Below are 16,474 nucleotides of genomic sequence, written 5' to 3'. Positions count from 1 at the left end.
GTTGATGCGTCAGCTGGTTCGCCCCCTGCCGCCGCTGCGCCGAACCTTCCAGTACCACCGCTACGCCTACGGGCCGGTCAGCTGACGGTTGCGTACTGCTCGGCAACCTCGACGAGCAATGCCCGGATGGCCTCGATCGACTTCTCCGGTTCCGGCCCGTGCGAGTGGTATTCGACGTTGAGCTGTTCGGCGTAGATCTGGGTGAAGTAGATCTCGATGCCGGCGCTGACCTGAAAGTAGAGCTCGCCGTGCGTGGAGGTGACCTCGACGCCCTCGGGTGTGCGCACCGGCGGCACCAAACCGTTGTCGGACAACAACACAACGTCGGGCATGCCCGGCGCGTTGCCCACATACTGCGGGCTGAAGTGTAGGCGCGACTGCTGGATCACGCCCTCGTCCAGGTCGCCCTTGAACGTTGCCGCGATGTCGCGGGCCAGCTCGACCACCGTCGTCTTCTGGTTGATCTCGGCGAGGTAGGTGCCCAACCCGACCGGGTTGGTGCAGCCGGTCGCCGATACCGGCGGCGAGAGGAAGTAACGCAGATCGACGGTGTAGATGAAGGGCACCGGGATGTTCAGCCGGCCGCGCACCTGCCACTCCGCGATCAGGATCGCGGCCGACAACACGGAGTGCAGACCCAGCTTCTCGGCGCGGCAAAGTTCGACGATGGCGTGCGTCTGGGCTTCGCTGAGCCGACACGACACCATCGGAACCCGCACGGGCGACGCGGGTTTCGCGCCGGTGTCGCCGCGCCGCGACGGCGGCAGGTCGTAGGCGAACAGCGCCGGCATGAACCTCTCGATGCCCGAACGCGGTCCCTTCTGGATCCCCCGGTCGGCGAGGACGGTCTCGATCGACTCCGGCGCAGGCTGCGCGGTGACCGGGCCGGTCTTCCCGTTGGTGACCAGATCGGTGTAGAAGGACAGCAATTCCTCGATCAGGCCGTACATGTGATGGCCGTCGGCCAGCGCATGGTGGACGTACAGCGTGGGATGCGCTTGCCCGTCGCGAATGAACAGCCGCAGGTGCACTAGCGACTCGCTCTGGTCGAAATGCGGTGGCGGATTGTCGATTTGCGACGCGTCGACCTCGATCACCTCGAGCCCCGAGTGCATCAGGTCGTCGGCGACCAGCTCGTGACGACCGTCGGCGCCGCGTTCGAGGCGCGCGGTGAGCACCGGGTGCGCCTCGAGCAGCAGGTCGAAGGCGTCCGTCAGCGCGTCGACGTCGACGGGACCTTCGAGGTGCGCGGCGAGGCCGACGAAGTTGTGCGTCTCGGCGAGCATTTCCTCGCTGAGCGCCAGCTTGCGGATGACCGACGATGGAAACACGTTCTGCCTTCTCTCAGCTTGTCTTACGACAAGTCCACCAGTTCCATTTCGTCGCTGCCGGAGTCCATCTCGTCCGCGGCGAGCGCTTCCCGGATCAGATCCAGCAGGTCTCGCGAGAATCTGTCGGCCAGCGACTGCACGGTGGCCGCGTCAACCCGCCGGCTGTCGTACCACCAGTCCAGGTGCAGCACACCGGCCGTGCGGAAAACGCGCAATTCTATTCCGTGGCCCAGGCCCGGAATCGCTTCGCGCACCGGCAATGCGGTGTCGGAGTCGAATCGGACCGCGACGTCGTCGCCCAGCGGTGGCAGATCGGGAATCGTACCGATGTAGGAGAAGAAGATGTCGGCCGGAGCGGCAGCGCCGAGCTGTCGCGCAGTCGGGGCATACAGGTATCGCAGCAGCCCATACCCGATTCCGTAGTGCGGGACCGCGGTGAGCGTGTTGTGCACGTCGGCGAGGAGTTGCTTGGCGCCGTCGTCCTTGGCGCAGCTGAGCGCGATCGGATAGATGGTGTTGAACCAGCCGACAGTTCGGCGCAGGTCGACGTCGGGCTTGAGCACCGAGCGCCCCTCGCCGCTGACGTCGACGGCGACGGTCCCGTCACCAACCTGGTGAGCGATCGTGCGCCCCAGCGCGGCCAGCAGCATTTCCTCGATCGGCACCCGGAGCCGTCGGCGGGCATCGTCGATCTCGGTGGTCTCCGCAACGGTCAGCGACGACGCGCTGCGGGCCAAATCCGGCAGGCTCGGCGCCCCGGCGGTCTGCTCGCTTGCCACCTTCAGCGTCGCCGCCGATGCCGTCTTGAGCCAGTAGTCTCGGCTCTCCACGACCGCCGGGTGGACGGCCAATGCGGCGCAACGCTGCGACCATTCGGTCCACGGCGTCGTGACAGGTTGCAACACAATCTCTTCGCCGGCCAGTTGTTGCCCGAACGCGGTGAAGATATCAGTCAACAAGATGTCGCGCGACGCGTTGTCGGCCACAATCGCACGCACGCTGATCGCGAGGTAGGACGAGCCGCCAGGCACCCCGCTGACGTAGGTTGCGATCAACGGATTGGACGGATCTTGTTGGCGGACAACATCTATCAGCGTCGACAGCAGCGCGTCGCGTTCCTGAGGCGTGCCCGGTTTGATGTCCTCGGGCAGCGAACGGGTGGCCAAGTCGGCGAAGTCGCCAGGCTCAGCGATCACCTGCTCCCACGTGCCCGCGCGTTCGACGAGTCGCAGCCGAAGCGCTTCGTGGTGGTTGCGCAGCGCGGTCAGGACGGCGCAGATATCGTCGACCTTCACGTCGGAGCCAAGCTCCAGGATCAGCGGCACGCGCCACTGCTCATGCTCGCGCACCCCGTGCTCGAGGAAGTAGGAGATGTTCGGCGGAACCGGTGGATGCGTGACGTCGCCGAGCGACTGCCGGGCCAGGCCGCCCGCCGCGTACCGGGCCGTCAACGCCTTGGCGAGCGCGGCCACGGTCTGGTTCTCGTAGAGGTCCTGCGGGGTGAGATCGAGGCCCTCGTTGCCCGCGGTCATCGCGACGCTGATCGCGACCAGCGAATCACCGCCCAGCTCAAAGAAGTTCGCCTTGCGGTCGACGGTAGACAGCCCGAGGCACTGTCCCCAGATGCGCTGCAGGGTGGCTTCCATCGGCGACTGGCCGTTCTTGGCGGCGGCGGTCTGCTCGGCGCCTGCCGCCACCGGGGCCGAGTTGGCCACCGCTGCGTCACCCGTCCACGCAACAGCGCGGTGTTCGATCCAATGCCGTTGCCGTTCAAAGGGATAGCCGGGCAGCGTGATCAGCTGTGCCGACTGTCTGCCGCGTAGCGGTGACCAGTCCACCTCGACGCCGGCCGACCAGAGCTGGCCGAGCGCGAGCAGGAAGGCGTCGCGGTCGTCGCGGTTCTGCGCGTGATGGCGCATCAGGCGTACCGCGCGGTGTCCGCTTCCCCACCGGGGGTGCCGGCTGGCCGAGGACGTCAGTGTGCCGCCGGGGCCGACCTCGACCAGGACGCGGTTCGGCTCGCCGAGCAACACGTCGACCTCGTCGGCGAACCGCACGGTCGAGCGCACCTGGCGGGCCCAGGTCGCCGGGTTGGTGGCCTCACTGGGGGCCAGCCAAGTCCCAGTCACGTTGGACAGCAACGGAATCTGCGGCTCGCGCAGCGTCTGGCGGGACAGGAAGCCGGTGAATTCCGGGATCATCGAATCCATCAGGCGCGAGTGGAACGCGTGCGACGTCCGAACCCGACGCGCCACGATGCCCTTCTCGGTGAGTCGTTCGCTGAACTGGCGAATGCCCTCCTCGGATCCCGCGACCACGCAGCCGCCCGGCTCGTTGATCGCGGCGATGTCGACCTCGCCGTTCAGGTACTCGCCGACCGCCTCGGGGCTCAACGCCACGGCCACCATCACGCCGCGCGGCGCGGCGTGCATCAGCCGGGCCCGCATCGACACCACCTTGATCGCGGTCTCGACGTCGAAGACGCCGCCGATGGTGCCGGCCACGTACTCACCGATGCTGTGACCTGCCAGCGCGGCGGGCTTCACGCCGTAGCTCTCGATCAGCTTGGCCAGCGCGTACTCGACGGTGAACAACGCGGGCTGGGTACGGTCGGTGCGCTCCAGGTTGCGCGCGGTGCCCTCGAAGATCTCGTCGCGCAGATCGACGCCGAGCTCCTCGCCGAAGCCGGCCGCGCACTGGTCGAAGTGCTCCGCGAACACCGGCTCGTGGTCGTAGAGCCCGCGGGCCATCCCGATGTGCTGCGCGCCCTGGCCCGGGAACAGGAAGACAACGCGATCGGAATCCTTTGTGCTAGAGGCCGATTCGCCGATGAATACGTTGTCGTGCTCGCCGGCCTCCAGCACCGCGATCGCGTCCTGGGTGTCCTTGACCACCGCGGCCATCCGGACGGTGTCCTTGCGGCGGCGGGTCAGGGTGTAGGCGACGTCCGCCAGATTCGCCTCGCCCTTGTCGAGCTCGGCGGCCAGCGACTTGCGCGACTGCTCCAGCGCGTCGGTGCTGCGCGCGGACATCAACAGCACCTGCGGTCCCGACGACGGGGTCGACGATGCGACGCGCGGCGCCTCTTCGAGGACCACGTGGGCGTTGGTGCCACCGACGCCGAACGAGCTGACCCCGGCGCGCAGCACTCCGTCCCACTCCCACGGGCCGTACTCGCTGCGGACCTTGAAAGGCCCACGGTCCAAGTGCAATTCGGGGTTGGGGCTGGTGTAGTGCAGGGTCGCGGGGATGGCGCGGTGCTTGAGGCACAGGATCGCCTTGATCAGGCTGGCGATTCCGGAGGCCGATTCCAGGTGACCGATGTTGGATTTCACCGAGCCGACGTAGCAGGGGCCGGAGCGCGGTAGCTCGGACACCTCGAAAGCCTGTCGCAGGCCTTCGATTTCGATCGGGTCACCGAGCGGAGTGCCCGTGCCGTGCGTCTCGACGTAGCTGATCTCCGAGGCGTCGACTTCGGAGATCGCGTGCGCCTCGGCGATGACGTCGGCCTGGCCGGCCGCGGTCGGGGCGGCGTAGGTCATCTTCGTCGAGCCGTCGTTGTTCAGCGCGGAGCCGCGGATCACGGCGTGGATGCGGTCGCCGTCGTCGACGGCGTCCTGAAGCGCCTTAAGCACGACCACGCCGACACCGCTGCCGAAAATCGTGCCGTCGGAGCGGGCGTCGAACGGCCGGCAGTGGCCGGTCGGCGACACCATCGAACCCGGGGCGTACCAGTATCCGACGTGATGCGGGATGCGCAGCGACGCACCACCGGCCAGCGCCAGCTCGCACTCGCCGTTGAGGATGCTTTGGCAGGCCAGGTGCACCGCCACGAGCGCCGACGAGCAGGCCGTCTGCACCGACAGGGCGGGGCCGCGCAGGTTCAGCGCATACGCCACCTTGGTGGCCAGGTAGTCCTTGTCGTTCTGCATCGACAGCTCGACCATGTCGAACGTGATGCCTTGTCCCATCACCACATTCGGGTCACGGTTGGACATGATGTTGTGCAACAGGTAGCCGCTGGTGGTGCTGGTCGCATACACACCGACCGTGCCCTCGATATCGGCCGGGTCGTAGCCCGCATCCTCGATCGCGTGGAACGCGGTTTGCAGGAACAGCCGGTGCTGCGGATCGGTCGAACGTGCGGCCTGCGGCGTGAAGCCGAAGAAGTCGGCGTCGAATTCGTCGATGCCGTCCATCAGCGCGGCGCGACGCACGTAGGCGGGATTCGCGAGGGCCTTGTCCGGAATGCCCTCGGCCAGCAGGTCGTCTTCGGCAAGCGTGACGATCGACTCCTCGCCGCGGCGCAGGTTGTCCCAGAATGCCGACAGCGTGTTGGCACCGGGCAAGCGGGCCGCCATGCCGACCACCGCGATCGCGTTGGGCGGCAATTCGCTGTTGCTGGTCACACTCGATCTCCTACCTTTCGCCGAGCCGCCGCACGCTGCCGGGCCGCGGCGCGTTGCTTGGCTCGGTCACGAACGCCACCGCCGCTGTCGGCCTTGTCGTCGGTCTCAAGGCCCAGCTGGCGGATCAAGTCGGTGGTCAACGCGGTCAACGACGCACCCTGCAGCAGCAGGGCCACGGGCGGTTCCACACCGAAGTCGCCACGAACAGTGTTGCGGATTCGCACCGCCATAAGCGAATCCATGCCCAATTCGGTCAGCGGCTGATCGGCGTCCAGCGTGCTGCCCTTGGGGTAGCCCATGATGGCCAGGATGCGGGTGGCGAGCCGCCCGACGACGACCCGGTTCGCCTCGGCGGCGTCCAGTTCGCGCAGCGCGTCGGGGCCGGACCAGTCGTCGTCTTCGTCGTCGATGTCCAATTCGGAGGCCAGCTTGGAGAAGAAACCGAGCTGCTGGATCTCCGGGAACGCGGCCGCGGCCCGGTCCAGCCGCAGCCGGGCCACCCCGATGTTGGTGGGCGCGCTGGCCAGGATGGCCTCCAGCGCCTCGATGCCTTCGGGCGGCGAAATCGGGTCCAGCGCACTGAACGTCAGCGAGCGTGCGACGCCGATGTCGGACCACTGGCCCCAGTTGATCGTGATGGCGGGCAGTCCGGCCGCGCGTCGCCAGTCGACCAGGCCGTCGAGCCAGGCGCTGGCCGCTGCGTAGGCACCCTGCCCGGGCGCGCCCAGCAGCGACGACGTCGACGAGAAGCCGACCCACCAGTCTAGTTGCGCGCCTTTGTCGCCCGAGGTCACCGAGTGCAGCCGCAGCGCGCCGTTGGCTTTGGGCGCCCACACCCGTTCCAGGCTGTCCTGGGCAAGGCCGGCGACGATCTGGTCGTCCAGCACGACCGCGCTGTGCATCAGGCCGCGCAGCGTCAGACCGGTCTCCTCGGCCGAGCTGACCAGCTTCTCGGCGACACCGGGCGCCGCGATATCGCCCAGCACGACGGCAATCTGGGCACGCTGCCCGAGCTCGTCGACCAGCGCCTGCGCCTCGTCCGAAGGGTCGGACCGGCCGTTGAGCACCACCCGTCCGGCGCCGCTGTCGACCAGCCACCGGGCCATCGCCAGGCCGAGGCCGCGGAGACCACCGGTGATGATGTAGGAGCCGTCCGGCCGGACGACGGTGTCGGTCTTGGCGGCCGCCAGCGTCGCGCGGGAAAGCCGCTTGGCGTACCGCTTTTCGCCACGCCACGCGATCACGTCGTCGCCGGCCAGCCCGAACTCGGTGTTCAGCGACTCGACGGCGTCGCCGGACAGGTCGACCAACGTGGTGCGCAGGTCTGGATGCTCGTAGGCCAGCACGCGGATCAGGCCGGTCAGGGCGCTGATCGAGGGGTCGCCCGACTCGCCGTCGCTGACGGCCAGTCCGTCGCGGGACACCACCCACAGCCGCGGCGGTTTGCCGTGCCAACCGGTGAGGATCGTGCGAACCGTCGACGCGACTCCCCAGGTCAGGTCGCGTCCGCGGCCCGCGGCGTCACCGGACTCGGTGCCGTCGAACGACTGCCGGCCCGCGAAGACGACCACGCCGACCGGCGGTAGCTCAGCGTCCCCGGCGGCTTGCGAAAACGCTTCCAGGACAGCCGATTCCCGCGACAGGTCGGCGGTGAGCACCCGTCGGGTCGGCGTGCCGAATGCGGCGGTGAATTCCTTGGCGACCGCCTCGGACTCGGCGCCGTCGGTGAGCACCAGCCAGCTGCCGTCCGGGGCCGCCGCCGACGTGTCGACCGGGGTCTCGACCCATTCAGTGTCGAAGATCTTCTGCTCCAACGGCATTGGCACCGTACGGCGTTGCACACGCTGCAGGTAGATGCCACTGATCTCGGCGGTGGGTGTGCCCGCCTCGTCGGTGATCAGCACGCGGCCGTTGATGCCTGCGCCGTCGCCGTCCGGGTTGACCAATTCGGCACGGCACCGGGCGCGACGCCCGACCTCGCCGAACACCCGAATCTTCTCGAACGACACCGGCAGATAGGTGGCCTCATCGGAGCCGGCCAACGATTCGCTGGACAGCGCGGCCGCCAGGCCCTGCAGCGCCGCGTCGAGCAGCACGGGGTGGATGCGGTACGCGCGATGCCCGGTGGCCTCGTCGGGCAGCACGATCTCGGTCTCCGACGTGCCGTTGGGCCGGCGCACGATGCGGGTCAGCGCGGCGAACGCCTGCGCGTGGTGCAGGCCGGTGGCGCGCAGCGCGGAGTACAGGTCCGCGGGCGAGAGCACGGTGCCCGGCTCCGACGAGGCGGGCGGCACGGCCGGTGGCTCCGACTGTCCCACTTCGACTTTCGCGACGGCGTGCCGGATCCAGGCACCGGTCGCCGAGCGCGAGTGGATTTCGACGCGGATCTCGTCGCCGTCCTTTTCGCCGCGAGTCAGCTGCGTGGTGAGCTGGGTCGACTCGGCCAGCGGCAGCATCTGCTCGACCTCGACGCCGACGCTTACCGACGTGGCCGGCAGGCCGAGCGCCTCGCTGGCCGCGGCCAGCGCGATCTCACCGAAGCCGGTGCCGGGCATCACCGGTTGGCCGTGCACCTTGTGGTCGAGCATGTACGGGACGGCGTCCGTGCCGACGTCGGCGGTGAAGACGTGGTCGCGGCCGGACGGCAACTCGACGTGGGTGCCGAGCAGCGGGTGGACGCTGCCCGCCTGCCGGGTCGTGGCCGTCGGCGCCGCCCAGTAGCGGACGTGCTGCCACGGGGTCGGCGGCAGGTCGACGAGTTTCTTTGTGCCGCTGTCGATCTGTGCCGCCGCGGCCGACGGCGGCCGGACGGTGGCCAGCTGGGTGTGGAACGTCAGCGTCTCGGGGTTGTCGCGCGTCAGCGTTCCCGCAACCTGGGCGCCGCCGCGCGGCTTGGCCGCCTCCAGTGTGCCGTTGATAGCGTGGCTGAGCAGCGGATGCGGGCTGACTTCGACGAACGCGGAATGGTTTACAGGCCCTTCCAAGGCCTTCGTTATGGCCTGACTGAAGCGCACCGGGTTGCGCAAGTTGACCACCCAGTAGTCGGCGTCGAACGTCGCGTCGCCGTCGTTCCCGACCGTGCTGATCAACGGAGTCTTCGGCGTCTGCGGCTTCAGGTCGGCCAGGGCGTCTTTCAGCTCGGCCAGGATCGGGTCGACGGTCGGGTGGTGCGAGGCCACGTCCACCTCGACGCGGCGCGCCAGCTTGCCCTGCTTGTCGACGATCTCGACCACCGCGTCGACCTGTTCGGGCGGACCGGCGATCACGATCTGCTGCGGCGCGGCGTACACCGCCACGGTGATGTCGGGATGCTCCCCCACCAGCTTCTCGGCCTCGGCGGCGCCCAACTCGAGCAGCGCCATTGCGCCCTGACCGGACAGCCGCTTCATCAGCTTCGACCGTGTCGCGATGACTTTCAGGCCGTCGGCGGGGCTCAACGCGCCCGAGACGACGGCCGCGGTCACCTCACCCATCGAGTGACCGATCACCGCGTCGGGCTCGACCCCGTAGGAACGCCACAGCGCGGTCAGCGCCAGCTGCATGCCGACCAGCACCGGCTGGATCCGGTCGATGCCCACCACCGGCTCACCGGCCAGCAGCACGTCTTTCAGCGAAAAGCCAACCTGCGCAACGAAATCAGGCTCCAGCCCATCAACGGCCGCCGCGAAGGCCGGCTCGTCGGCCAACAACTGCCGCCCCATGCCCGCCCACTGCGAACCCTGACCCGAATACAGGAACACGGTGCCTTTGCCACGCGGAACATCGTGCGGGGCAACGACTCCCGGGGCAGGCTGGCCGGTGGCCAGCGCCCGCAGGCCGGCCACTACCTCGGCCCGGTCGCGCGCGGAGACGGTGGCGATCTTGTTGTGCCGGCTGCGGTACACGTTCACGGTGTGCGCGATGTCGGCGAGCGGCACCTCGGCGCCCTGTCCCGACATCCAATCCGCCAGCGTCGCAGCCCAGGCCGCGATCCGCTGCTCGCTCTTGCCGGAGATGCTCAGCGTGGTCACCGGCGAGTCGGGGTTGTCGCCGGCCGAAACCGGCGCATCCGGATCGGGGCCTTGCTCGATCACGACGTGCGCGTTCGTGCCGCCGATGCCGAACGACGAGATCGCGGCGCGCCGCGGGCCCTCTTCGGCCGGCCACGGGCGCAGTTCGGTGGGAACGAACATCCGGGTCGACTTGTGGTCGATGGCCGGATTCCACTGCGCGAAGTTGAGGTTCGGCGGAATCTGCGCCCGCTGCACCGACAGCGCGGCTTTGATGAAGCCGGCGATGCCGGCCGCGGCCTCGAGGTGGCCGAAGTTGGATTTCACCGCACCCAGGGCACAGTCGCCGTCGCCCTTGCCGTACTGGTCGGCCAGCGCCTCGAATTCGATCGGGTCACCCAGCCCGGTGCCGGTGCCGTGCGCCTCGATGTAGTTGACCGAGCGGGCCTGTACGTCACCGCTGCGCAGCGCGGCCCTGATGACGTCTTGCTGCGCAATGGTATTGGGCGCGGTCAGGCCGTTGGACCGGCCGTCCTGGTTGACCGCGGAACCGCGGACCACGGCGAGCACCCGGTCGCCGTCGCGCACGGCGTCGGTGAGCCGCTTGAGCACGACGACGCCGCAGCCTTCGCCGCGGACGAATCCGTCGGCGCGCGAGTCGAACGAATAGCACCGGCCGTTCGGGGACAACATTCCCCACTTGGCCATCGCGATCTGGGTTTCCGGGCGCAGGATCAGGCTGACCCCGCCCGCCAGCGCCAGGTCGCTCTCCCGCAGCCGCAGGCTCTGGCAGGCCAGGTGGATCGTCACCAGCGACGACGAGCACGCCGAGTCGATCGCGACGGCCGGCCCGCGCAGCCCCAACAGGTAGGCGATGCGCCCGACGGCCACCGCGTGCGCGTTGCCGGTCGCGGAGTAGGCGTCGATGGCGTCCGGGTTGGCGGCCGAAATCGTTTGGTATTCCCCGTAATACACGCCCATCAGCACGGCGGCGCGCACGCCTGACAGGTCCTCGGTCGCGATCCCGGCGTGCTCGAGCGCTTCGTAGGCGACCTCCAGCATGAGCCGCTGCTGGGGGTCCATCGCCTCGGCTTCACGCGGCGAGATACCGAAGTAGTCGGCGTCGAAGCCGGACACGTCGGACAGGAAGCCGCCCCACTTGGACGACATCCGGCCGGGCGCGAACTGGTCGGGGTCGTAGTACTCGTCGGCGTTCCAGCGGTCCGGCGGGATCTCGCTGATCCCGTCGCCGCCGTTGGCCAAGAAGTTCCAGTAGCCCTCGGGTCCGTTGGCGTCGCCGGGGAAACGGCACCCGATGCCCACCACCGCGATCGGCTCGGCGGCGACGACCCGCGAAGAACTGTCGAACTTCTGGGTGATCGCGTCCCGCTGCTCGCCGGACATCGCCGAGACTCTGTCGTAAATGGTGGCCATCAGAAGATTCTTCCCATCAAAAAAGACCGCCGTCAGTGCTCGCCGAGGCCGACTCGACGCTGTCGAACAAATCATCCAACACGCTGCGCTCCGGCTCGGCCGCTGAACCGCCGGAATCTTCCTCCGGCTCGTCGGCGGGCGCAAGCAGCCCGGTCACGTATGTCGCCAGCGAGGCAATCGTCGGGTGGTTGAACAACATGTTCGCCGACACGTCTAGGCCGACCAACTTCTTGGTCTCCTTGAGGACCGTCATCGCCATCATCGAGTCCAGGCCCAGTTCGGGGAACGGCGCGTCGAGGTTGATCGACGACGGCGACATCCTCAGCTCGCGGCCCAAAATGGCCTGCAACCGGGTCTGCAGTTCGGTGAGCCGCTCGTCGGCGGACAAGGTGGACCAGTCCGGGGCCGCGGCCGACACCGAGTCCTCGCCGCTGGCGGCCCGATGCTCGACGGTGTGAGTGCCGAACTCCGCGGCGATCCGCTCGAAGTAGGCCAGGTCGCGGAACTCCGGGGTGGCCGCGAGTACGCGGTCCAGCCGCAGCCGCCCGACACCGACCCGGTTGAGTGGGCCGCCGACCAGGGTCTGCAACGCCTCGATGCCTTCGTCGGGGGTGATCGGGTCGAGCACGCTGTAGGTCAGCTTGCTGCTCATCCCGACGGCCGACCACTGTCCCCAGTTGATCGCGGTGGCGGGTCGCCCGGCGGCACGCCGCCAGGTCATCAGCGCGTCGAGCCATGCGTTACCGGTCGCGTAGGCCAGCTGACCCGGCAGGCCGAGCATGGTGGCCATCGAGGAGAAGCCGACCCACCAGTCCATCTCCTTGGTGGCCGTCGCCGTGTTCAGCCGCAGCGCGCCGGCAACCTTGGGCGTCCAGACCCGTTCCAGCCCTTCGCGGGTCAGCGCGCTGACCAGACCGTCGCCGGTGACGCCGGCGCCGTGCACCAGACCGCGCAACGGCTTTCCGGTTTCCTCGGCGGCGGCCACCAGTCGCTCCGCGGTGCCCGCGGTGGCGATGTCGCCGGCCACGAAGACGACGTCGGTGCCCAGGCCGGCGAGGTATGCGCGCTGCTCGTCGGAGGGTTCGCGGCGGCCGTTGAGCACGATGCGGCCGGCACCCTGCTCCACCAGCCAGCGGGTGACGACGGTGCCCAAACCGCCGAGGCCGCCGGTGACGATGTAGGAGCCGTCTGGTCGGACCACGGCTTCGTGGCGCTCGCCGTCCAGCGAGGCGCGCACCATCCGTTCGACGTAGCGGCCGTCCTCGCGCAGCGCGACGACGTCGTCGCCAGTCGAGGCGGCGAGTTCGTGGATCACCTTGTCGACGACCTCACCGCTGCCGACGTCGAGCAGCGTGGCGCCGAGGTCGGGTTCGCCGGCCAGCACCCGGGCCGCTTCGCCGGGGAACCGCCAGTTGCGGATCAGGCCTTTGAGCGCGCCGATCGCCGGGTCACCCGGCTCGTCGTCGTGGACCGACAGCCCGTCGCGGGTGACCAGCCACAGCCGCGGCGAGGTGCCCTTCCATCCGTCGACGGCGGCGTGCGCGGCCGCCGAGATGTCGAGAACCAGGTCGTGGGCGCGGCGCAGCGCGGCGTCGGTGGCTTCGGTGTCCTCACCGTTAAACGGCGCCTTGGCCAGCAGCACGACGATGCCGACCGGCTTCGAGTCGGCGGTCTTGGCGAACGCCGCGGCCACCGCGGACTCGTCGCCCAACGGTGCGCTGACCGCCCACCGCGTCGACGAGGTGAGCTTGTCGACGAGTTGGCTTGCGAGTTCGGTTGTCTCAGAATCGGTTTCAGCCAGGACCATCCAGGTGCCGTCGGCCACGGCGTCACCTGCGGGGGCCGGGCTCTGCGACCAGGCGGCGTCGAAGATCTTCTGCTCCAACGACAGCGGCACGCTGGCCAGGTCGACCGGCTTCAGCTCGACACCGGTCAACTCGGCGAGTACGGCGCCGGCGTCATCGGTCAGCACGACGCGGCCACGGTCGTCGGCCAGCTCGGTGTGCACGCGGGCCCGGCCGCGGATCGGGGCGAACACCCGGATCGCTTCCACCGAAACCGCTTGGTAGGACGCGTCTTCCGACTCAGCCGGGACCGCGGCGGCCAGCTGCCGCAGCGCCGCGTCGAGCAGCACGGGGTGGATGCGGTACTCGGGGTGATCGGCGACCTCGTCGGGCAGCGCGATCTCGATGCCGTCGCCGGGCTGGCCGGTCGGCGCGCCCGCGTCGATGACGTCGGCGACCGCGTACCGGGTCCAGGTGCCACCGGCCGAGCGGGCTTGAATCTCAACGCGATTCACGTCCGGGCTCAGCGATAGTTGCGTGGTGACGCGGGTCTGGGCGTCCAGGACCAGCGGCCGCTCGATGGTGAGCTTGCTGACCGTGGCGGCGCCCATCGCCTGCGACACGGCGGCCAATGCCATCTCCGCGAAACCCGCGGCCGACACCACGGCCTGGCCGCCAATGGTGTTGTCCGCCAACCACGGCAGCGTCTGCAAATCGATGTCGGTCTGCCAGACGTGCTCGTTGCCGGACGGCAGTTCGACATGGGCGCCCAGCAGCGGGTGCACGTCGGTCCGCCGCTGAGCGGCAGGTTTCTTCTCGACCCAGTAGCTGGCGTGCAGCCACGGCGAGGCCGGAATGTCGACGCGGCGACGGCCGGTCTGGTCGCCGGTCACGCCGAGGGTGGCGAGTTGCTCGTGGACGGACAGCGTTTCGTCGTCGCCGCGCTTCATCGCTGCGGTGACGGCGAACTGGTCGCGGGAGGCCACCGAGGCCAGCGTCTCGCCGATGCCGTGGGTCAGCAGCGGGTGCGGGCTGATCTCGACGAACGTGGCGTGCGTCTGGGCCGCCTTGGCAACGGCCTGGCTGAAGCGCACCGGGTTGCGGAGGTTGACCACCCAGTAGTCCGCATCGAATTTCGGGTCCGCCTGACCGACCGTGCTGATCAACGGGATTCGCGGCGTCTGCGGCTTCAGGTCGGCGAGGGCGTCTTTCAGCTCGGCGAGAATCGGGTCGACGGTCGGGTGGTGCGAGGCCACATCGACCTCGATGCGACGGGCCAGCAGGCCCTGGGCGTCGACCGCGGCGATCGCGGCGTCGACCTGCTCGGGCGGGCCCGCGATCACCGTCTGCTGCGGCGCGGCGTACACCGCCACCGTCACGTCCGGGTGCTGCCCGGCCAGCTTCTCGGCCTCCTCGGCGCCCAACTCGAGCAGCGCCATCGCGCCCTGACCGGACAGGCGCAGCATCAGCTTCGACCGGGTCGCAATGACTTTCAGGCCGTCGGCGGGACTCAGCGCACCCGAGACGACGGCCGCGGTCACCTCACCCATCGAGTGACCGATCACCGCGTCGGGCTCGACCCCGTAGGAACGCCACAGCGCGGTCAGCGCCAGCTGCATGCCGACCAGCACCGGCTGAATCCGGTCGATGCCCACCACCGGCTCACCGGCCAGCAGCACGTCTTTCAGCGAAAAGCCAACCTGCGCAACGAAATCAGGCTCCAGCTCGTCAACGGCCGCGGCGAAGGCCGGCTCCTCGGCCAACAACTGCCGCCCCATGCCGGCCCACTGTGAACCTTGACCCGAATACAGGAAGACGGTGCCCGAGCCGTTCGGCTTCTCGCATGCCTCGACGACACCGGTCGCGGGCTCACCGGCGGCCAGCGCGCGCAATCCGGCGACGGCCTGCTCGGGGTCACGGGCCACGACGGCGGCGAAGCTGCGGTAGCGGCCGCGGTAGTTGTTGACGGTATTCGCGACGTCGGCCAGCGGCACGTCGGCGCCCGCACCGGACATCCAGTCGGCCAGCATCTCGGCGATCGGCGCGATGCGTGCCGGCGTCTTGCCGGAGATCACCAGCGTGCTGACCGTCGGCTCCGGTTGCGCCGCAGTGTTTTTGGCGGGCTCCGGCCCGCTAGCCTGCTCGATCACCACGTGGGCGTTGGTGCCGCTGACGCCGAACGAGGAGACACCCGCACGACGCGGCCGGCTCACCTGTGGCCAGGGCATGCCGTCGGCCGCGATGGTGAATTTCGACGCGCCGGCGCCGGCATTCGGGGTCAGCTCGGTGAAATGCAGGTGAGGCGGGATGAAACCGTGGTTCAAGCTCAGCACGGTCTTGATGAATCCGGCGATGCCGGCCGAGTTCTCGAGGTGGCCCAGATTTGTCTTGACCGAGCCGAGCACCAGCGGCGCCGACTCGTCGCGCTGACCGAAAACTGCAGTCAGCGCGTCGAGTTCGATCGGGTCGCCCAGCGCGGTGCCGGTGCCGTGTGCCTCGATGTAGTCGATATCCGACGGCTCCAGCCGCGCAGACGCCAGCGCCGCCCGCATCACGGCTTGCTGCGCTGGGCCGCTGGGCACCGTCTGGCCGCTGCTCGGGCCGTCCTGGTTGACGGCCGAACCCCGCACCAGCGCCAGCACGTTATCGCCGTCGCGCTCGGCGTCACTGAGCCGCTTGAGCACCACGACGCCGCAGCCCTCGCTGCGCACGTAGCCGTCGGCGCTGGCGTCGAAGGTCTTGCACTGGCCGTCCGGGGCCAGCATGCCCCATCGCGAACAGGCAATGCTGTTCTCCGGGGTCAGGATCAGGTTGGTACCTGCGGCCAGCGCGTAGTCCGTCTCGCGGCGGCGCAAACTCTGGCAGGCCAGGTGGATGGCAACCAGTGAGGACGAGCACGCGGTGTCGAGCACCACCGCCGGGCCATGCGTTCCGAGGAAGTAGGACAACCGCCCCGCGGCGAAGTTCGACGCGCTGCCGAACACCAGATACGGGTCGAAGTCTTCCGGTCGCACTCCGCCAGCGGTGGATAGCCAGTAGTAGTCGCTGGTGGTCAGCCCGACGTAGATGCCGGTCTGGCTGTTGCGTGCGGCTTTCGGTGTGACGCCGGCGTTTTCCAGTGCCTCCCAGGCGACTTCGAGCAACAGCCGGTGCTGGGGGTCCATCCCGATCGCCTCGCGCGGGGAGATCCCGAAGAATTCGGCATCGAACTGGTCGGGCTGCCAGGAGGTAAGGAAGCCGCCCTCCCGGTTGGCGATCGTGCCCGGGCGGGTGTGGTCGTCGGTGAAGTAGGCGTCGGCGTCCCAGCGGTCCTCGGGGACGCGGATCACGCCGCTGCGGCCTTCGTGCAGAAGTTGCCAATAGTCGTCGGGCGTGTTGACGCCACCCGGCAGCCGGCAGGCCATGCCCACCACGGCAATCGGTTCGAGGTCAGCCTTTTCGGCGATCTCCAGCCGGGCCGTCAGGTCATCGATCTTGCGAAGAGCCTCGGTGATGATCGCCCGACGATCTGGCGGTGCAGTCATCCC

At 69.0% G+C, this 16,474-nt stretch carries 4 protein-coding genes; all 4 read right to left on the bottom strand.

Translation table 11 applies throughout. The features are described 5' to 3' along the window. Nucleotides 1–77: 77 nt before the first annotated feature. Genes A5658_RS26860 through A5658_RS26845 form a run of 4 tightly spaced genes read right to left on the bottom strand, consistent with a single transcriptional unit; the run spans nucleotide 78 to nucleotide 16,471 of the window. A complete protein-coding gene (locus A5658_RS26860; RefSeq protein WP_067342554.1) occupies nucleotides 78–1,331 on the bottom strand; it encodes a condensation domain-containing protein in 1,254 nt (417 codons plus the stop codon). A gap of 23 nt (nucleotides 1,332–1,354) precedes the next feature. After that, nucleotides 1,355–5,740, bottom strand: coding sequence for a type I polyketide synthase (locus A5658_RS26855; RefSeq protein ID WP_067342552.1), 4,386 nt, complete (start codon nucleotides 5,738–5,740; stop codon nucleotides 1,355–1,357). Further along, nucleotides 5,737–11,163: a type I polyketide synthase gene (locus tag A5658_RS26850; RefSeq protein ID WP_067342550.1), complete on the bottom strand. Its 5,427-nt coding sequence runs from the start codon at nucleotides 11,161–11,163 to the stop codon at nucleotides 5,737–5,739. The genes A5658_RS26855 and A5658_RS26850 overlap by 4 nt, the downstream gene beginning before the upstream one ends. Nucleotides 11,164–11,179: 16 nt before the next feature. Next, a complete protein-coding gene (locus A5658_RS26845) occupies nucleotides 11,180–16,471 on the bottom strand; it encodes a type I polyketide synthase (protein ID WP_067342548.1) in 5,292 nt (1,763 codons plus the stop codon). Nucleotides 16,472–16,474 lie beyond the last annotated feature (3 nt).

It is taken from the genome of Mycobacterium sp. 1245111.1, assembly GCF_001673405.1.
Taxonomy (GTDB): Bacteria; Actinomycetota; Actinomycetes; order Mycobacteriales; family Mycobacteriaceae; genus Mycobacterium.
This window is presented reverse-complemented; position numbering and strand designations above follow the sequence as displayed.